This window comes from Pseudomonas sp. NY15181 (assembly GCF_048068055.1).
GTDB lineage: Bacteria > Pseudomonadota > Gammaproteobacteria > Pseudomonadales > Pseudomonadaceae > Pseudomonas.
Map to the genome: position 1 here is coordinate 39307 of NZ_JBLUPT010000012.1, position 19483 is coordinate 58789.

Genomic DNA, 19483 nt, shown 5'->3' on the forward strand with positions numbered 1-19483 from the left:
TAGGTCATTTTGCACATTTCCCTGCTAGGCGAAACCGCTCTGCAACAAGGCTTTCATCGATAACTTTGCCGGCACCGCTCGCATTTTTTTTCGCATTTTTCGGCTTATCGCGGTGGATGCGCAATTGCACTGACTTGACCACCCGATTGCATTCCTCCTGACCAAGGATTTGCATTCGTGCTGACCACCGCTTGCATGCGGCTTAAAGGCACCGGCGTAGTCGGCTACAACGTGCGGACTGCGGTCGATACCCGGCACCACCTGATCGTTGCGCACGAAGTCACCAACGTCGGCCATGACCGCGCGGCGCTCGCCACGATGGCCGAGCAGGCTCGTGAAGCCACCGGGTCTGAACACCTTAACGTCGTTGCCGACCGAGGCTACTTCAGCGGGGTGGAAATCCTGGCATGCGCGCAGGCGGGCATTACTCCCTTCGTGCCCAAGCCGATGACCTCCAGCAGCAAGGCTGAAGGGCGTTTTGGTAAACAGGACTTCGTCTACATGGCCGCTGATGATGAGTACCAATGTCCTGCTGGGCAGCGTGCAATCAAGCGCTTCTCGACGGTGGAAGATGGCCTCGAGCTGGATGCTTACTGGAGCTCTGCCTGCCCGAGCTGCCCGATACGCAGCAGCACCACCAGCAGCTATCGCCGACTCAAACGCTGGCGGCACGAGGCGGTACTGGAGGCCATGCAGCAGCGGCTGGATCGCGAACCAGAGATGATGAGCGTGCGCCGCCAGACCGTGGAGCACCCGTTTGGCACGCTCAAATATTGGATGGGCGCGACGCACTTCCTGACCCGAACACAGCCCCGAGTCAGCACGGAAATGAGCCTGCATGTGCTGGCCTACAACCTCAAACGGTTGATGAGCATCTTGGGCGTCAGCGGTGCAATGGAGGCACTGCGGGCCTGAGGCCGGCCATTTTCCGGCGTCTCTCCACCACAAACCGCTGCAGATCGCCTCAGCAGGTACTGGCAGCGGTTAACAGCCTGTGGTCGATCGCGCCTACGTCACTTCAGCTTCGTCTAGCTCATTTCAGGATGACGGCGGTTGCACCGAGAGGTTGGGCCTCACAATCTCCACAGCTATCCTAAGCATGACATCTACCCCATTTCCCAAGCACAGGGGGAGTCATGGACTGCGTGCAACTGCTTCAGCAAGTCACTAGGACTGTACTGTCTGCGGGCGAGCTGTTAGCAGCGGAATGGTCGCGCCCTGATGGCCCCAGGGGCTACGGTGACAAGGCAGACGTCGATGTGGAGATTGAAGCGTTACTGCGCCTGCACCTGCTCGTTACGTTGCCCTGTGATTTCTGGGGGGAGGAGACCGGAAGTCATCTCTCCGGGCACGAGTATTGCTGGGTAGTCGATCCCAACGATGGAACGAGCGATTTTCTTAGAGGGTGTCGTGGATCTGCGATCTCGGTCGGTCTACTACGAAACGCAGTCCCTGTTTTGGGGGTTGTCTATGCGCCAGTGACCGATGATCGAGGGCCGGACTGTATTTCCTGGGGCAAAGGGGCCGGAGGCATTTGGCGAAATGGCAAGACTCTCCGAGAGCGATTGGGCAACTTGGATTTGGTTCCCGGAAGCCAGGTATTGGTCAGCACTGCTGCCGCTCTCAAGCCGGAGCTGAATACCGAGCTCTGTGCTCCGGCTGACTTCGTTCCAATGCCTAGCATTGCCTATCGTTTGGCCCGGGTGGCTGCAGGTGATGCTGTCGCAGGGGGCTCCTTGGTACCTGTTTCTGCGCATGATGTCGCGGCAGGCCACGCGCTTCTCATCGGTGCCAGAGGGGTTCTTCTTGACCAGAACGCGACCCCGATTATCTATGACTCTAAAGAGCGAATGGAAAGAGTTTCTAATCGCTGCTTTGGCGGAGCACCACGTGCCTGCGAGAGGCTTGTCCACCGCGACTGGGACAAGCTGTTCGCTTAGATGGCATGAGCCGCAGTAAATTGAGCTTGTATTTTCAAGTAATTCCCTCGTTCTGACTTTTCAAGCTCTTATCCGCGACTTCGATTCCAGAAGGTTGTCGCTGAGTTATGTGAGCTATAGGCATAAGGTCGGATTCGATGCGTCCTCGTTGAGTTGTAGGTGGGGACGGTAGTCTAATTAGACAGGCTGATGGGTGTAAGGTGGGGAATTCTAGATAGAAATAATTCTGCGCAAGCGGTAAGCTCAGAACTGTCCAGTTATCTGCTCCTAATGAGGAATAAGAAATTGTCTAAACTTGCCGAATTCCGTGCTGCCGAAAGAGCTTTGGCCGAACAACTGGCTTATCTCGAGTCGCTCAAAAATGATGGCGCGCTCAAGAAGGAAATCGAATTTGAAGAGAAACTAAAGGGCCTGATGAACCAGTATGGCAAGTCACTGCGCGATGTGATCGCTATCCTGGATCCGGACTCTGCGCGTGATGCGGTGCGTCGTGGTCCGCGTGGCGCGCAGTCGACTCGCCGTGAACGTCAGATCAAGATCTACAAGAATCCGCACACTGGCGAGGTTGTTGAGACCAAGGGCGGTAATCACAAGGTGCTCAAGGCGTGGAAGGCCGAATACGGCAATGCGACCGTGGAGTCCTGGCTCAGCGCTTGAGGTGATTAAGCGCTTGACGCACTGCGTCGCCTCGCTTGGGCGACGCGGCGCTAGCCCCTTGTATGCCGTTGGGACGAGTAATAGTACGTCAACACGCTGCCAATCACGGGGCCGGAAAAGGCCAGGACCTCGCTGAAGTAGCGACTCTGTAGTATTCCGCAGAGCAGCACACTCAGCAGCAAGGTGAAAATCACCAAGAGGCCGACCAGTGCCGGAATGCGTTTGTTGATGCGTTCCGTCTTGGGCTCCGCCTGACCAATTCCACCGCACACTGCACAGGGCAACCCTGCGAAACTCTTGCCCTTCAGCTCGTTTTCTTTGATACACACCGCGCAGGACTGCTGCTGCTCTCCACTACGACAAGTCCCGCCACCCTCGCAATGGGCGCAAGGATACAGGTTGGATTTGATGTCATGCATCGTCATGGTCGAAGTTGTTCCTCCTCCATTTACTGAATTTGAATGTCTAACCAACCTGAAAGACGCTAATCAAAGGATGAGAGGTGCCTCTTGCCCACCGCTTACGTCCAGTCCTGGCTCTAGGTGCACACCTAAGGCGCGTAGCTCTTCCACGATGAATGGGTTCAGGTTCAGCTCCTGCAGAGGGAGATTCTCAAGTGCGCCACGCACTTGAGTTATGGACAAGTTTTGGTCATCCAGAATGCGTTGCATCTCGCTCGCGGCAATTCGCGATAGGCCAAGCTCCATCAGTGCACGTCCTGTGGCCGAGCTTATGCCGAGCTCCAAGGCCATGGCGAAGTCAAAAATGTGGCTGACTTTCTCGCTCTCTCCGGCATTGCGAAGCGCATGGGCCAGGAGGTCCACGTACGCTTTCCCCATCTGGACGAGCTGGAATCGCACGATGTTTTCAATCGTTTCGAACGTCTTATTAATGACCGCGTTCTTGTCGACCTTATCCTTTCTTGATCGCCTGATTTTCGCCCCGGTCTTTCGTAAAGCCTCTTCATCGCTCAAGCGTTTAGCTAGCCGCTGCTGCTCGAAGACAATGGCCTGCTTCAGGATTACTGGATAAGGGGTTCCCTCCATCCAGCGCACTGCAATCGGGCTCACGTATCCACCGAAGTTGCCGTCGAATCCCTTCAACAGCTTGAACATGAGGTTGAAGATGTCTCGATAGCTTGAGAACGCCTTGTCGCCGAGCTCGGTCGGATTGGCGGGGATATATTTGCTGATCGAGCCCTTGGCGATTTGCTGTTGAAAGTATTCGAGTAGTTCGTTGAGCGCGAACAGGTCCAGCGACCAGTTTGCAGTCATGATGGGCGTTGGAATGGCCAGACTCTCCGCGGCCTGCTGGGCAGCGTTACGTAGGCTGTAGCTATCCATGCCTTCTAGGCCAGGTGCAACTCTAGAAACCCAATCACTCAGGTGCCCCTGTCGTGCTTTGGTGATCAGCAAGCCAGCAGCAGACTGGACCTGCTGATGCAGCTCTTCCCGGGGAGGACCGGGGGGCGGATTCTTATGGAGCACCTCTAATACAGACGACGCATGCTCAGTGATGGTTTTGCCTAGCGAAGGCTCGATTTTGAAAGGGACGGGCTCATCCATTAACCGTTCGTCCCACTGTTCATAATCAATCAGGAAGACGTTGCCGACGATATCTTCCGTCATACGGCCTGCACGGCCCGCGAAATTCCAAAGCAGTGCGGGCTTAAGCGTTGTTTTCTCATGCCTTCCCCGCTTGGGCGTGCTGATGAAAACGTTGCGGGCAGGCAGATTGATCCCTTGGAATAGAGTGGTAGTGCAGACCAAGAACTTCAGGCGTTGTTGCTTGAAGGCGACCTCAATGGCGTCACGAAGTAATGCCGGCATTTGACCGTAGTGAAATGCGACCCCTTGTTCCACCAGGGTTATGAGGCTGTACTCGGGATGAATGTGGTCTCGGATGAATTCAGCGAGTTCTGAGTTTAGTTGGCGAGCACCGTGCTTAGCCTTCAACCCGCGTTGCAATGTGTTCGCAAGTGAGGCAGCTTCGCTAGGGGACTTAGCATAGAGTAACGAACCGCCCTCTGCGCCAAAATTCAGCGCCACTGACGCCAACCTGGCGGCGTTGTTAGTGAGAACTTTGGCGGGCGAAATTGAGCCGATCAATTGGCCGTCGTCTGGACCAAGTAAGCGGAAATCCAGACGGCGCTCATCCGGTACGCTGCTCACAGATATCCGATTTTGCAGAACTGGGGAAAGAGCTGTGGTTATCTCGTCAACGCCGGATAGTCCAAAGCTCTCTACGGCTTCTTTGAAACCGTCGGCCCCGGGGGCGAGCATCACTACGTGAGTCTGTGCTCTACGTTGAATAGCCTGCTCGATGGCCTCTTGCAGGATGATTCCCCTAGCCCCGTCGGAAAGGTTCTGTGCTTCGTCGACGATGATCATGTCGAAACCTTCAGCTGTTGCGGCCAGAAGCATCTGGAAGCGCTCCTGGGTAAGCACAAAGACTTGCTTCTCTGCCGCCTCAACGGTGGGGATTTCTGAGATGCGGATGTCTGGAAGGAGCTCCAGGCGTTTTTTTATCTTTGCCAGCACCTCAGCAAGCAATGCGCGAGTAGGGGCTATGTAGACGCACACACATCGAGTTGCTTGCTCCATCCTACGCGCAAGGTTTTCGATAACCAGGAACGACTTCCCAGCCGAGGTAGGAGCGGAAATTGCTAGATCGTCGCCTTGCTCTAGGCGATCCCAAACTCTCTTTTGGTAGTCGGTAAGGGCAATCATTTGCCCGCCGACATCCACCGTGTTGAGCTCTTGGCCGACCTTGTCGTGAACAAAACCCATCAATGAAGATTTCAGTGGTCCAAACCGCTCTCTGAGATATTGGGTACCCGGGAAATTGCCAATCTCAGCTAGGATGTACGCGCTGCGCTCCAGGATGCCAGGCTCCTTCGAGACGAGAAGTGCGTTGAATGCGATGTTCTGAGCCAGGGCAAGATATGGCTCATTGTCCGCTTGAGCAAACACCGATGCGCAATAAAGCAGCCGAGTAAGTTCCTCAAAATCTGGAGCTCTCTCGAGCCTCTCAAGGCTTGCGGCTAAGGTGCTTACTGCGCCGGCTGACTGCAGGTTAGCCAAGGCTGCAGTGAAGTCGGGGTTCTGTAGGAATCGTTCTGACAACTGGTGGGCAAACGTCGTGGTCATTTTATGCCTCCTTGGCGTTCGTATCGTCCTGTTCATCCTCGATCGGTGGGATACCAAGCTCTGAGTAGAATGACTTCCTCAGAGTCGCCACACTCGGCACGGCCACTAAGTAGACGGAGCATTTTCCCGGCAGGAGCTCGTGTTTTTTTAGCTGTCCAAGCAAGTACTTCTGGTGGACTTCGTGGTCTGCAGCGAACAGTCCTGCAAAATGGTTTTCATGCTTCTGCACATCGCCATCGTCAATCGGAAGAACATTTGAGTAGTGCTTCTCTTCGGAGTAACACACCACACCAACCGAGCGCTCCCGTTTAAGCACGCTCGCTTTTGAATAAACGTCCAAGTAGCCAAGCAAATGTTCCCGCTCGTTCTCCGGCAGCGTATCTAGATTTCCAAGGTTGCAGACAAGCTCGTACTCGCGTGCGTATTGCTTGGGTTTTCCATCGAAGCCCTTGATCGACTCGGCGAAGTCCTTGAGGCCTTTCGCGGCGGTCGACGTAAGCTTTGATTCTAAAAAATAGACGGTCAGCGTATCGCCTTTGACCGCAGCATGAACCCCATCGAGCCCGTGTACTGGCATGTTGGGTGAAGTCTTGAGAGACATCTTCGCGATCAGCTGGGAGGCCTGCAGGTAGTGGGTTGCAATGCAGAATGCAAGAACTTCGCCCACTTCGCTTGCGCGATTAGGGAATGCCTCGCGAAACTCGATGAACGCGTCTCGAACCGCCTTGTTGATGCGCTGGATTACGGAGAGATTGCCGTTCTTGGCATTTTGCAACTCAGCTATGAATCCATCTCGCCGCTTGCGGTTTAGCGCGTAATTCATCGCCTGCGAACAGAGATAGCTCACGAGGTTATCGAGGTTCGGCGTGTCCTCATTGAATCGCAGATGCAGTAGAGACAGGCGCGGGGGATTACCGTCTTTAGAGTGGCCATCTACTGCGCAACCCAAGACGCTATCGAGCTCGGATTCATCGAGGAGCTTGGCTAGGATTTCTTCCAGCGAGGGTAGCGGCTCGGTTAGCTGCGACAAAATGCGGTCCCTACATCAATGTGTTGAAAAAGCGCGAATCAGCGATGGTCAGCAGATGGCCAAACGAAGTGGTCCGCTCCATGGCTCTGGGAAGATATCAAATCGCCACCTTTAGCGCACTGTGACCTCAGGTTGAGAGACTAAACACTCTCCCGCGTAGATTCCTCCGCCGCTGATCCCTCCATCTGGACGGGCGCTGGGGAATAGGGCGTTCATTTGCGCAATTCGAACGCCCAGTGCAATCAGTATCGGTGTATCCCGCCCATTGATTTTCAAGCCAGTGTCCAACTGGCATGACATCAGTGCACCGTGGGTGGTATTGCTCAGAATTCCGTCGATTACCACTTTGTAGTATTTGCGCACCATTAGCGCAGCCGGTATCCGCGGGTCGTCACAGGCCCATTCCGGAAGTTCACAGCTGTTAGAAAGCAGCCGCAAGGGAATCAATGCGGACTAGTGGTAGCAGCTTCCAATCCAATGCAGATGTCAAGCGAGTCGATGGCGGGTGTCTGGTAATCGTTCAACAGGTGTCGTTGCTCAGCGGTGATCGGTTGGGGTTTGGCTAGATCAATGCTAGTAATTTGACCTGGTGGTATTTTTTTCTGAATTGCTGGTATTCTGCTGGGACTTGTCCTATCACGCTCTGATAGGTGGTTGCAGTGACACAACGGCAGGCCCATGATTTCGCTCAAGAACATCGAACTTCGTTTAGGCACCAAGATGCTTCTCCAAGGTGCCAGTGTCACCGTCAATGCTGGCGAAAAAGTTGCCGTTGTAGGGCGCAACGGTGCCGGTAAATCCACGCTGTTTGCACTCCTGACCGGCCTGTTGCGTGAGGAAGCGGGCGACTTCGCGATGCCCCGCCAATGGCGAATTTCTCAGGTCGAGCAGCACATGCTAGAGACCAGCGAAAGCGCCACCGAATTTGTCCTGCAGGGGGATGTCCCGCTCATGCAGGCACGTGCTGCACTTGAGCAAGCTAACTCAGCAAATGACGGTATGGCCGTAGCTCAGGCCTACAGTGATCTGGCTGACGCAGGTGATCACGATGCAGCATCTCGAGCACAAGCCCTCATCCTGGGGCTCGGGTTCAGACCCGCAGAATTGAACAGCCCTGTTAACAGTTTCTCGGGCGGCTGGAGGATGAGACTTCAGTTGGCTCGGGCATTGATGTGTCCTTCCGATTTGCTCCTGCTGGATGAGCCAACAAACCATTTGGACCTCGACGCACTGGTTTGGCTTGAGGCATGGCTCAACCGCTACCAAGGCACGGTGCTGGTGATCAGCCATGATCGAGAGTTCCTTGACGCGGTCACTGGTGTGACGGTCCACCTGGAACACAGGCAGTTGCATCGTTACAACGGCAATTACAGCGCTTTCGAGAGCTTAAGGGCCGAGAAGCTTGAGCAACAGCAGGCAGCCCATTCCAAGCAGCAGGAGAGTATGGCGCACCTGCAGAAGTACATTGACCGCTTCCGTTACAAGGCCACTAAAGCACGCCAGGCTCAAAGTCGAATTAAGGCGTTGGATCGTATGGAGAAGATCTCCGCAGTGGTGGCTGATGCCGAATTCACCTTCGCCTTCAAGGAACCACTCAGCCTGCCCAGCCCGATGCTGGTTGTCGACGACGTTGACTTTGGCTACGCAGCTGAGGACAACAGCTCCCCACGCGTGATCCTGGAGGGCATACGTAAGTCGGTATTGGCCGGGCAGCGTATCGGTATTCTCGGGGCAAATGGGCAAGGTAAATCAACGTTCGTAAAGACCGTGGCTCGGGATCTGGAGCCTCTAGGCGGCTCCGTTACGGAAGGTAAAGGACTTGCCATTGGCTACTTCGCTCAGCAGGAACTGGATGTCCTGGATGAGAGTGGAACGCCGATTGAGCACATGCTTGATCTGGCAGCCGAAATCGATGGCACCAGCGCTCGGGAGCAAGAGCTTCGAACCTTCCTAGGCACCTTCAATATCAGTGGTGACATGGTGACCCAGAAGGTAGGGACTATGAGCGGCGGCGAGAAGGCTCGCTTGGTCCTTTGCATGATTGTTTGGCAGCGACCGAACCTGCTTTTGCTCGATGAACCCACCAACCACCTCGATCTGGCTACCCGGGAAGCCCTCGCCATAGCCCTCAATCAGTTTGATGGAAGCGTTATGCTCGTCAGCCATGACCGTGCCTTGTTGCGCTCGGTCTGTGACGAATTCTGGATGGTTGGTCGAGGCAAGGTCGAGCCATTCGCCGGTGACCTGGAGGATTACCAGCGGTACTTGCTGGCCGAATCGAAGCGTCTAAATGACGCTGCCAGAGGTGATATTGCGGCTAGGACATGCACCTCAACCGGCACGAATGGCCGCAAGAAAATACAACCTGGTAAACGATTGAAAGCTATCCGGCGAGAGCTTCGGCAAACCGAGGATTTAGCTGCTGTGAAGCGAGTGGAGCAATCGCATTGCGAGTCAAGGATGGCTGGGAGCGTCGATTACTCTGAGCTCCTCGACCTTGCCCAACGCCTCGAAACGGTCAAAGTTGAGATTGATGAGTTGGATGAGAAATGGCTCCTGCTTCAGAGCGAAGCAGAAGAGCTTGAGGCAGAGGCCATCTAACTCCGCTCAATCAGCCGCAGGCGGGAAGCCTTGGTATCCCGCCTTTGCATATCGTTCGTTTGCTTACGAAGCAAACAAGATCGCAGGTGCTTCGCTGCGTAGCTCGCCCTTTTTCCTTCGATTTTTGCAGCTGATTCAGCCGCCACAAGCCACGATTTTCCCCTCTGCGGCTTCTGCTGCCTAGGCTGTAAATCCTCGCTAGTCTCATTAACATACCCTCTGGACTATTTTTCAGGATACCGAGTTGACAGTTTGCTTGGCAGGTGTCATTTTCACTCTACGTATGGCCGTCTAGGAGATCTGAGCTCCTCGGGGTTCCCCCACTGCCAAGCGGAACGAGCGTCTAATTCCAAAAAAATCTCGTGAAGGTGATAGAGATCATGACCGAAGCAAGCGTTGAGCAGCTGCAAGCTGCTCCTTTGCGCAGCACTTCCGAAGGAGTAGGTCTTAAAGGGCATTTAGGTACCCTGGATATCGCGTTGGCCACGCTGGCCTACGCTGGGCCACTTGCAGGCACGGTGGGGTACATCACGTTTGTTGTCGGGTTTGGCAACGGCCTGGGAGCTCCCAGTGCGTTCTTGGCTGTGACTGTCGCGTTCTTGCTCTTTGCTGTTGGCTATGGCGCGCTTTCTAGGTTTGTCCCTAACCCAGGCGCTTTTTACGCATACATCACCGCAGGGTTGGGTCGCTGCGCGGGATTGGGATCGGCGTTTCTGGTGCTTGGATCTTACTTTTGCATCGGTGTCGGCTTCTATGGGTTCGCCGGACTGGCTGCACAAGACCTGGTCGTAGGATGGGGTGGTCCAAAGCTAGACTGGTGGATCTATTCCCTTATCTTCTGGGCAACTGTAGGTACCCTGGCCTACTTCCACATCGCGGTTTCTGCAAAGGTTCTCGGTGTGGTGCTGGTTGTTGAGGTTCTCCTCGCTCTTGCCTTTGATGCTGTAGTGATGGCGCACGGCGGCAAAGAAGGAGTTTCGCTGGAGCCATTCACCTGGCATGCCTTCACTTCAGGCCAGCTAGGGCTTGCATTGTTGTTTGGTGGTGCTCTGTTCTGTGGTTTTGAAGCAACGGCGATTTATCGGGAAGAAACTCGAGACCCCAACGTAACCATCCCTCGTGCAACCTATTTGGTGGTTATATTCATCGGCTTGTTCTACGCATTGACCTCCTGGGCTTTGATCACTGGCCTTGGGAACAGTCAGGCAGTTGCTCTCTCCACCGCAAATCCTGCAGGGGCTTTCTTCGATGTCGCGAAGGAGTTCATGGGGCATACCTTTTATCAAGTCACCAGCCTGCTGTTGATCTCAAGTATTTTTGCATCTCATCTATCAATTCAAAATGCAACCACTCGCTATGTGTACTCGCTAGCCATTGACGGTGTATTTCCCTCCGCTCTGGGGAAAGCTCACACCAAGCACTTCTCTCCGGCACGAGCATCGGTAACCTGCAGCCTAATTTACTTGGTTCTCACCGCTATCTGCATTTTTGTCAATCTGACTGCTGAACAAATTTATTCGTGGTTTGCGGGGCTTGCATCATTTTCTATTTTGGCCGCGATGGCCACCACGAGTCTTGCTGCTCTCGTGTATTTCAGAGTTAACCCTAATCCTGAAGTAAATCTCTGGAAAGGCACCATCGCTCCGGCACTGTCACTAGCCAGCCTCGTTGGGATGGTATGGTTGGCTATCACCAACTTCACCACACTTATTAATGGGTCGCAGGTCGTCGCCGATACCATGATGATTGGTACCCTTGTGGTGTTCGTAATTGGGTTCCTTTATGCGCTTTGGTTGAAGAGTAAAGCGCCTCATATATTCCGTCGGATAGGTCGTCAGCATCGGTAAGTAACTCCAGAATATGACTTGGGCTGCCTGAATGGTGGCCCTTTTTTTTTGGCTATATAAGGTAAAAGAGTGATGGGAAATATTGTCGGGGTATTGGGCTGCGGAGTTATGGGGCGAGCTATCGCAATTACATTGGCAAGTGCCGGATTTAAGGTGGGGGCATGGAATCGAAGCTTCGATGCTGCCCAACGCCTCGAAAGATTCGGCGTGCATGCCTATGAGTCTCTTGAGGATTTAGTATGTGAGAGTGACATTGTTCTATCAGTTCTTTCTAATTACGATGTAGTAAGCTCCGTAGTGCATAGGGTGGCCCATAAGTTTAAGGGGCGAGTGCTTGTAAATCTTACAAGCGGATTTTCCGAGAGTGCCTTGGAAATGGATTCTTGGGCCAGGGAAAATAAGATCAACTACCTGGATGGGACGATCTGGACCCTTCCAGATGAAATTGGAAAACGAACAACTGCATTGAGTTTTTCGGGAAGCAGGGAGGTCTGGGAAAGCATCGAGTCCGTAGCTAAGGTCTTGGGCGGGAGGGCATTCTATGTTGGCGAAAATGTCGCACTGGCGAATGTAATGGAGGCAGCATTTCCTGGCGCCTTCTACATGTCCTCGATTTTGAGCTTCCTCGAGGGGGTTCGTTTGGCAAAAAGCTACGGTGTGGAAAAAAAGCATATCGAGGCAGCTATCGATCCGGTGTTGGAGCTTCTTAGAACCAGTGCGGTCGACTGCTTGGAACGAGCGTTCAGTGGAAACTTTAGTGAGTCTCAGGCGTGCATTGGCGTCCTAGCAAATGCGGTCAATGGGTACTCTAAGAATAAACTCGCCTTGCCTAGGCCGCCGATGTTCTCAGCTCTGCAGGATGCTCTGAATAAAGCTGTAGCGGATGGGCTGGGGGCGGTTGATGTTTCAGTGCTGTCACTGCACTAGTCACAGGTCGTTGGCGCTTACTTCTATCTGGATTTTCCAGATAGAGCACCCATCCTGATGCAGAGTTATTTTTACGGAGAGTTAAGTGATTTATGTAAAACGAGATTGGCGGGTGCTAACGTCCGTGTGTCTTGCAATTCTGGCTATGCCATTATGCTTCTCTGCTGGAATACTCGCAGTTCCGGCAATTCGCGCGGACATCGGTGGTGGGGCATTGGAGCTTGCCTGGATAACTAATGGATACATTCTTTTAGTTAGCTGCACGATGCTCGCAGCAGGTACGCTTGCCGATCACATTGGGAGGAAGAGAGTCTTTACCTTTGGCGTGATCGGATTCAGTTCTATATCCCTTCTGCTAGGGTTGGCGCCCAACGTTACGTATCTTGCCATGTTGAGAACCTTGCAAGGAACAGCCGGTGCTGCGCTACTAGCAGGTGGAACCGCGGTGCTGGCGAATTATTTTCATGGCGCAGCGCAGCGAAAAGCCTTGAGTTGGATCGGTGTGAGCTTCGGCGTAGGCTTGGCCTTGGGGCCGCCAGTGTCCGGACTGCTGATTGATATTTTGGGTTGGCGTTCGATCTTCTTTGTTTCCTTCGTTTTGGGTGTGGTCGCATTCCTCATCGGCAGTGGGCAGCTTCAAGAGTCAAAAGACCCGGATGCCGAAAGCATTGATTGGCTTGGAATACTTACCATCGGCGCGTCTTTAAGTCTTCTGACTTGGTGCTTTTTGCAAGCGCCAGAGACGGGGTGGACTAGTCTGCAGACATTTATGTGTTTTTTTGCGGCAGTTTTTTTCTTGGCGGTCTTTATTGGTCTCCAACTAAAAAGAACTAGGCCAATGCTAGACGTATCATTATTCAAATATTCACGATTTCTGGCGGTTCAATCCTTACCCATCGCCACCACTTTTTGTTATGTAGTGCTCCTTTTAGTGCTTCCGATTCGATTGGTAAGCGTTGAAGGGATGTCGCCACTGCCTGCCGGCGCTGCGATGTTCTCTTTAAGCTTACCTTTGATGGTTGTTCCCAGGTGCACACCATGGCTTAGCAGGTTTATTTCACCTGGATTGCTATCGGCAATCGGCCTGCTGGTGGCGAGCATTGGACTTATTATGTTATCGGATCGAGGTTTGGACGGCTCAATTCTCGAATTGATAGGCTCCTTGCTCGTTATCGGGATTGGTACCGGCCTACCGTGGGGGTTAATGGATGGCCTATCAGTGACGGTGGTGCCTGCGGAAAGATCTGGCATGGCAGCCGGGATTTTTAACACTATCCGCCTGGCTAGTGAGTCCATTGGATTAGCGCTCGCTACAGCTATGTTGGCGTTGTTGATCAGCAATCACCTGCCGGGTCAGGATGTATCCAGTGCGGCGTTTAGGATGGTGCTCGGAGATCTGGACGACACGGCCAAAATATTTGAGGGTGTTTCGCGAGCAGAGTTACTTGGGATTTATGCCGAGTCTTTCTCTACGTTGCTTAGATTCTTGGCTTTGATTACGCTGGGCTTCGCTGGGTTTGTTGTGGTTTTTTTCGCCCACGGCAGCAGTGAGGAATCATGTGGGGTCAGTTAATTAGTGGAAAATAAAAAAGGCGAATCATTTATTGATTCGCCTTTTTATTTGTTCGTCACTTAAGCCGGGTAGTATCCCACATTTGCTTTTATCTCAAGAAACTCTGCGAGGCCATGCTTTCCGGCCTCCCTTCCATTGCCGGACATTTTGTAGCCGCCGAATGGTGCCTTGGAGTCCCACTCTGGATAGTTGATGTAGATAGAACCCGCACGCAGTTGGCGAGCTACAGCCCGTGCATTGTGCATGTCAGTCGATTGAACGTAAGCGGCGAGGCCGTACTCACTGCTGTTCGCGGACTCAATCGCTTCATCAAGGCTGGCATACGGGGCGATAACCAGCACTGGGCCAAAAATCTCTTCCTTCATCACCCGCATTTCAGGGGTTACGTCACCAAAGATAGTTGGCTTTACATAGTAGCCAACGTCCAATCCCTCAGGACGATCGGCACCTCCGGCCACAAGCCGAGCTCCCTCTTCAATTCCGGAGCGAATGAGATCCTGGATCTTGGTGAACTGCACTGCGCTGGCGACGGGCCCCAAAATGGACGCAGGGTCAGCCGGGTCGCCAACTGCGATGCCTTGGGCCGTGTGCGCTGCAATCTGAAGGGCTTCCTCATACAGGGCCTGGGGAACCAGCATCCGGGTGGGGGCATCGCAGGATTGGCCACTATTGCTAAAGCAGCTTTCAACCCCAGTTGCTACAGCCTCCTGCAGGTTTACGTCATCCAGCAGAATATTGGCTGATTTTCCGCCCAGCTCTTGAGTGACCCGTTTCACTGTGGGAGCGGCCGAAATTGCTACCTGGATCCCCGCGCGGGTAGAGCCTGTGAACGAGACCATCTGGATGTCCGGGTGCTTGGCGAGAGCATCACCGACCGTCGGCCCGTCACCGTTGACCAAGTTGAACACGCCTGCAGGTAGGCCGGCTTCGTGAAGGATCTCAGCAAACACAGTGGCGTCTAGTGGGGCAATCTCACTCGGCTTGAGAACGACAGTACAACCAGCTGCCAGCGCAGGCGCGACCTTGCAGATGACCTGGTTGAGCGGCCAGTTCCAAGGGGTGATGAGGCCCACCACCCCAATTGCTTCTTTCGTCACCAGTGTAGAGCCATCGCGCTCTTCGAAGTTAAAAGACTGCAGGACATCAATGATGGCTTCAACGTGAGCGATGCAGGTGAAGGTCTGAGCTTCTCGCGCAAAGGTAATGGGAGCACCCATCTCCTTGCTAATGAGTTGACTGATCTCTTCCCGTCGTGCAATCAAACCTTCTCGTACACGCTTCAAGAGTTCAATCCTGTACTCTACGGAACTCTGGGAGTACTCGACGAACGCATCTTTTGCTGCTTGAACCGCTTTGTCGACGTCAGAAGAGTCGCCTTTTGCAATTTTTTCGAATACTTGCTCAGTTGCTGGGTTCGAAACGTCAATATATTCACGCGACGCTGGTTCAATCCACTGCCCATTGATGTAGTGCTTGTTAAAGTTTTTCATTACATCCTCATCGTTTAATTTTGCTTCAGGGTTAGATTTCCTGCTGGTTAATCCGGTTTCTAGTGGTGTTATCTCTGATTCACCATCCAGTCTTTTGCCTTGTAGAAGGAGTGCTGCTCTTGAGGGAGCGCTCGCCCTCGAATCATATCTGCGGCTTTCTCCGCGATCATTATGGTTGGCGCATTGGTGTTAGAGGAGACGACTTCAGGCATTACGGAAGCGTCAGCAACTCTAAGGTTTTTGATGCCGATAACTTTAAGATCCGGTGTTACTACACTCATTGGGTCATCAGAGGAGCCCATCCGGCAAGTGCAGGATGGGTGGAATGCGGTAGCAACATTTTCACGAATCCAGTTGTCGAGTTCGTCATCGCTCAGGACTTTGATTCCGGGCTCGAGTTCCTCTCCTCTAAAATCATTGAAGGCCTCCTGTGATACAATCTCACGAGTCAATCGCAGTGCATCGCGTAGCGCCACAATGTCGGAAGGAGAGCTGAGATAGTTAAATTTGATCGAGGGTTTTTCCTCAGGATTCGCACTCTTGATCTTAAGGCTCCCTCTGCTATCCGCCCGCATAAGGGTCATATGAATCTGGAAGCTGTAACCATCATATGGTTCAAATGTGTGGTGCTTGAACGCCAGCGGAAGCATTTCCAATTTGAAATTTGGATATTCCAGTCCGACCCTGGAACGTAGATAGGCGGCTGCTTCAAACTGATTTCGAGCGGCTTCACCTGTGCGATTCATAAACCAAGATATGCCTGTCAGGTGCTTTCGCGGGAATTTAAGGATTTTCCCCAGGCCAATAGCTTTGGTGCAGCGGAATTTGATTACTAGATCAGGGTGGTCCTGGAGATTAGCGCCAACCCCCGGTAGTTCGTGCACGACCCCTACTCCGGCAGCTTCCAGGACGTCTCGCGGGCCTACTCCCGAGAGTTGGAGCAACTGAGGTGAGTTGAAAGCTCCGCCGCAAAGGATTATTTCTTTGTCTGCGTATACTTCTCGTGATACCCCATTTGTTTGCAGAGAAACGCCTTTTGCAGTTTTCTCAACGATGAGGATTTTCTTGACGAGAGTTTCGGTGAGAATGTCGAGATTCTCGCGGCTTCGTACATCTTCAGTTAGGTAGGCTCTCGCAGTACTCCAGCGCTCACCTTTATAAATGGTGCATTCATTAGGGCCGAAGCCCTCTTGTTGGAAGGCATTGGAGTCACTGGTGATCGGATACCCAGCTTGAGTTCCAGCTTGCATAAATGCTTTGTTAACTGGGTCGGCCATGAGGTTTGGCCTAGTTACGAATAGAGGGCCGTCATGTCCGCGGTAGTCATTTCCGCCTTCTAGGCTGGTTTCCGATTTCTTGAAATACGGAAGCACGTCAGAATAGCCCCAGCCGGTACAGTTATATTTGGCCTTCCAGTTTTCATAATCAAGTGCGTTGCCACGCGTGTAGACCATTCCATTGATGGAGGACGACCCACCAAGCACTCGCCCACGCGGATGAGAAATCTGCCGCCCTTTGATGGATTCATCCGGGTCGGATTCATAGGCCCAGTTATAGGTTTCGGTTATCAGAAGATTTTCAACCGCTAGTGGCATGTCAATCTTCCAGCTTTTGTTAACTGGGCCCGCTTCAATGAGAAGCACTTTGTTGCGGGACTCCTCACTCAGGCGCGACGCGATCACGCAACCTGCAGATCCGGCTCCAATGACAATGTAGTCATAGCTTTTATGTTTGTTCTTCGTGAGTGCCATTGTTAATGCTCGTTTAATTGTTTTGAAGAATATATTTTGAGTTAAAGTGCTTTGCTAGATCGAGAACTTATAATTTTCGGATGTGCTCTGCTCTTGAATACTTCAGGGGTTCAGGCTGAGCGCGGCCGAATTTTTTTGTGAGCTCCACTTCGCGAGACTCAAGCCGCGATTGAGCTTCAAACCTTATCCAGACGCCCGGCACATGCACTGACTGATCTGCGAGCTCGCTAGCCGATGGTCCTGTGTGACCTAGGTCTAGGTGCGTTGATAACGAATACGAAAAGAGCGAGAGCTTTGCCATCTCGATCGGCATCGTCATACCGGCGACATTTCGTAGGAGGCTAGGGGGCCCATACGCAATGGATTGCATGTAGGAAACGGGGAGAAGGCGCGGGGCAGCAGAAGGGTGTGATGCATGGATACGTACATCTAGAGAAGCACTTATAGCGGTGCACATGATCTCGCTAACCCTCGAACTAGACGCCAGCCTGGCTGTGAATCCCCTGCCTGCAGCGGCTTGGCAGCTGCCTCCATGAAAGCAGTTTAGACCTACAGGTCTGTTTTGTATACTCGATGGTCAGAATAAATGTTTCTATGGTCTAAAGCCTCTCAAGACATCTTGGGACCCCGTCAGCCCTGTCTCCATCACAAAAGCATTGACAACCGGCAGATGGTAGGGCGTACTGACTGGTCGGTCAAATAGTCCGAACAATCAGGATGGTGACGTTGATTCTACGCTGCTATCACCTCGTCCTGCGTTTCCAGATCTGCCAGCAAGCGCCTCGTTAGGCGAGTCGCATTACAACTACATGCAATTTTAGGAAGGTACCTATGCGCCGTTCCCTCACCCCGATTGCCCTGGCTTGTCTTCTCGCTTCCGGCTCCGTGCTAGCAGCGGAGGCCTGTAAACCGGCTCATAAGTTCGAGACTGTTTCCCCAGGAACATTGACCGTCGTGACAATGGTCATTCCGCCGTTCTCGCTCCCGGAGGGGGGCAAGATTAATGGGGTTGATGGTGAAATCATCACTCGCATCGCTGAAATGGAATGCCTGACTCTCAATCCGATCGTCGCTGATACTCGTGCGGTAATGCAGTATGTGGTTACCGGCCAGGCAGATGTCGCCGTAGGCAATTGGTTCCGCACCGCTACACGCGCTAAGGCCATGGGCATGACCAACCCGGTTTACCTGGATAGCTTGGCGATCTACACCAAGGACGGCACCAGATCTTTGGGAGAGCTTCTGGATAAAGGCGTTAGAGTCGGCACTGTTCAGGGCTATAACTGGGTGTCTGACGCTCAGAAAATGTTTGGTGCGAGCGCAAAGTTGTATCCGAGCCCTGTAGCGCTAGCGCAAGACCTGGAAGCGGGCCGTATTGACGCAGGTCTCGACAGCTACTCAGGGGGCGTCTATGCCCAACAGCAAGGCAGCTTGAAGGGCCTCAAGATCGTCCATGCAACTCCAGATGAGCGTGTGAAGGCATCGATCGAACCGGCTCAGATCGCCTTCACCTTCGCTAAGGGCAATGATGTCCTTGGTAACGCGCTGAACGACGACATTAAGGCCCTTCAAGAGAAGGGGGAAATCGTCAAGGCGCTGACCAACTTTGGCCTTAGCGCGAAGGACGCAGAAGTTGGCGCACCTCGACTAATTGAGTAAGCGCCCCAAACGAAAAAAGGCAGCCCATGGCTGCCTTTTTTCATTTCTGTGCTTACATGTCGTTCGGGCGACGATTGCCAAAGCGTTTGCGAACTCTCTCGAACTCATCTGCGTTACGATCCTTCAGGCTCTGGTAGTAGGCCTTACGGCTGATACCGTAGGAGCCTTGCGCCTGCAGTTCGGCCAACGCCTGAGCTACCTTGAGTGCTGCAGTGTTGGGGTTAAGAATGCCCATGTCACGTGGGTAAACGCCCTCACGGACCGCCTTCTCGTACGAGGCCGAGATAATGGTGCAGCCCAGGATTGCAACTTCAGCTCCCACTTGTTGGCGGATCTCAGCTGCTGCACTGACCGCGTCACGAGCAACGCCGGCGGTGTCCTGAATCATTTCGGTCACCCACCAGTCGATGCAGTTCACGCTTAGGCAGTGAGCTTCTTCACCGTACAGACGAACCATGTCGCGCAGATACGGAATCGCCTTATGGTGGTCGGTCACAAGCACATAGTCGTGGCCGTAGTAAGGAGCGAGCTGCATGGTTGCTTCGAGCGGGCCGATCACAGGGATGTCGACGAGCTCCCGGGCAACACGAACACCCGGGTCGTAGCAGCAGCCGACGATGACGGCATCAAAGCCATTCTTCTCGGCCTCGATGCAGCTCTCGAACACCGCTTCCTCGATCAGATGCTTGCTGTAGTAGTAGTCGATGTTCTCGGGGCAGTTCTTTGTGTTGGTCACCACCAGCTCAGCGCCGTTGGTGAGATACGGACTCATGGTCTCGTGAATTAGGCTGTTGTAGGCATCGGTGCCGAACGGATTCAGGAAGTTAATCTTGATGCTCATGTCGCCTCCAGTGGTCGA

14 protein-coding genes and 1 pseudogene are annotated in these 19483 nt (G+C 53.3%); 8 read left to right on the forward strand and 7 right to left on the reverse strand.

Going from position 1 to position 19483, the window contains the following annotated elements; translation table 11 throughout:
* Window positions 1-4: 4 nt before the first annotated feature.
* Entirely contained in the window at window positions 5-175 is a 171-nt protein-coding gene (locus ACNFBT_RS23605) for a hypothetical protein (RefSeq protein WP_416753140.1), read from the reverse strand.
* A gap of 23 nt (window positions 176-198) precedes the next feature.
* Here ACNFBT_RS23605 and ACNFBT_RS23610 point away from each other — a divergent pair.
* The 3 genes and pseudogenes from ACNFBT_RS23610 to ACNFBT_RS23620 form a co-directional block, all read left to right on the forward strand.
* Window positions 199-915 (forward strand): annotated as a pseudogene (locus ACNFBT_RS23610) (transposase); the annotation flags it as partial.
* A 221-nt stretch (window positions 916-1136) separates the two neighbouring features.
* Window positions 1137-1940, forward strand: coding sequence for an inositol monophosphatase family protein (locus tag ACNFBT_RS23615; RefSeq protein ID WP_416753141.1), 804 nt, complete (start codon window positions 1137-1139; stop codon window positions 1938-1940).
* A 285-nt stretch (window positions 1941-2225) separates the two neighbouring features.
* Entirely contained in the window at window positions 2226-2597 is a 372-nt protein-coding gene (locus ACNFBT_RS23620; RefSeq protein WP_416753142.1) for a histone-like nucleoid-structuring protein, MvaT/MvaU family, read from the forward strand.
* Window positions 2598-2647: 50 nt separating this feature from the next.
* Here the strand turns inward: ACNFBT_RS23620 and ACNFBT_RS23625 are convergent, their stop codons facing one another.
* From ACNFBT_RS23625 to ACNFBT_RS23635, 3 genes are all read right to left on the reverse strand, one after another.
* Window positions 2648-3022 carry a molecular chaperone DnaJ gene (locus ACNFBT_RS23625; protein ID WP_416753143.1) on the reverse strand — a complete coding sequence of 125 codons (375 nt, stop codon included), beginning with the start codon at window positions 3020-3022 and terminating at the stop codon, window positions 2648-2650.
* 63 nt (window positions 3023-3085) lie between these two features.
* Window positions 3086-5746 carry a DEAD/DEAH box helicase gene (locus tag ACNFBT_RS23630; protein ID WP_416753144.1) on the reverse strand — a complete coding sequence of 887 codons (2661 nt, stop codon included), beginning with the start codon at window positions 5744-5746 and terminating at the stop codon, window positions 3086-3088.
* A gap of 1 nt (window position 5747) precedes the next feature.
* Window positions 5748-6776: a DUF1837 domain-containing protein gene (locus ACNFBT_RS23635; RefSeq protein WP_416753145.1), complete on the reverse strand. Its 1029-nt coding sequence runs from the start codon at window positions 6774-6776 to the stop codon at window positions 5748-5750.
* 678 nt (window positions 6777-7454) lie between these two features.
* Between ACNFBT_RS23635 and ACNFBT_RS23640 the strand changes: the two genes are divergently transcribed.
* The 4 genes from ACNFBT_RS23640 to ACNFBT_RS23655 all read left to right on the forward strand — a co-directional run bounded on the left by ACNFBT_RS23640 (window position 7455) and on the right by ACNFBT_RS23655 (window position 13724).
* Complete coding sequence (locus ACNFBT_RS23640; protein ID WP_416753146.1) at window positions 7455-9377, forward strand: ABC-F family ATP-binding cassette domain-containing protein; 1923 nt, start codon at window positions 7455-7457, stop codon at window positions 9375-9377.
* A gap of 380 nt (window positions 9378-9757) precedes the next feature.
* Complete coding sequence (locus ACNFBT_RS23645; RefSeq protein ID WP_416753148.1) at window positions 9758-11224, forward strand: APC family permease; 1467 nt, start codon at window positions 9758-9760, stop codon at window positions 11222-11224.
* 72 nt (window positions 11225-11296) lie between these two features.
* Window positions 11297-12151 carry an NAD(P)-dependent oxidoreductase gene (locus ACNFBT_RS23650; RefSeq protein WP_416753149.1) on the forward strand — a complete coding sequence of 285 codons (855 nt, stop codon included), beginning with the start codon at window positions 11297-11299 and terminating at the stop codon, window positions 12149-12151.
* Window positions 12152-12236: 85 nt separating this feature from the next.
* The gene (locus tag ACNFBT_RS23655) at window positions 12237-13724 is read left to right on the forward strand and encodes an MFS transporter (RefSeq protein ID WP_416753150.1); all 1488 of its coding nucleotides are present in this window, start codon (window positions 12237-12239) and stop codon (window positions 13722-13724) included.
* A gap of 59 nt (window positions 13725-13783) precedes the next feature.
* Here the strand turns inward: ACNFBT_RS23655 and ACNFBT_RS23660 are convergent, their stop codons facing one another.
* The gene (locus tag ACNFBT_RS23660; RefSeq protein ID WP_416753151.1) at window positions 13784-15214 is read right to left on the reverse strand and encodes an aldehyde dehydrogenase family protein; all 1431 of its coding nucleotides are present in this window, start codon (window positions 15212-15214) and stop codon (window positions 13784-13786) included.
* Window positions 15215-15282: 68 nt separating this feature from the next.
* Entirely contained in the window at window positions 15283-16965 is a 1683-nt protein-coding gene (locus ACNFBT_RS23665; RefSeq protein WP_416753152.1) for a choline dehydrogenase, read from the reverse strand.
* A gap of 831 nt (window positions 16966-17796) precedes the next feature.
* Between ACNFBT_RS23665 and ACNFBT_RS23670 the strand changes: the two genes are divergently transcribed.
* Window positions 17797-18624: a substrate-binding periplasmic protein gene (locus tag ACNFBT_RS23670; protein ID WP_416753153.1), complete on the forward strand. Its 828-nt coding sequence runs from the start codon at window positions 17797-17799 to the stop codon at window positions 18622-18624.
* A gap of 52 nt (window positions 18625-18676) precedes the next feature.
* Here ACNFBT_RS23670 and ACNFBT_RS23675 read toward each other — a convergent pair whose 3' ends face one another.
* A complete protein-coding gene (locus ACNFBT_RS23675) occupies window positions 18677-19465 on the reverse strand; it encodes an aspartate/glutamate racemase family protein (protein ID WP_416753154.1) in 789 nt (262 codons plus the stop codon).
* Window positions 19466-19483 lie beyond the last annotated feature (18 nt).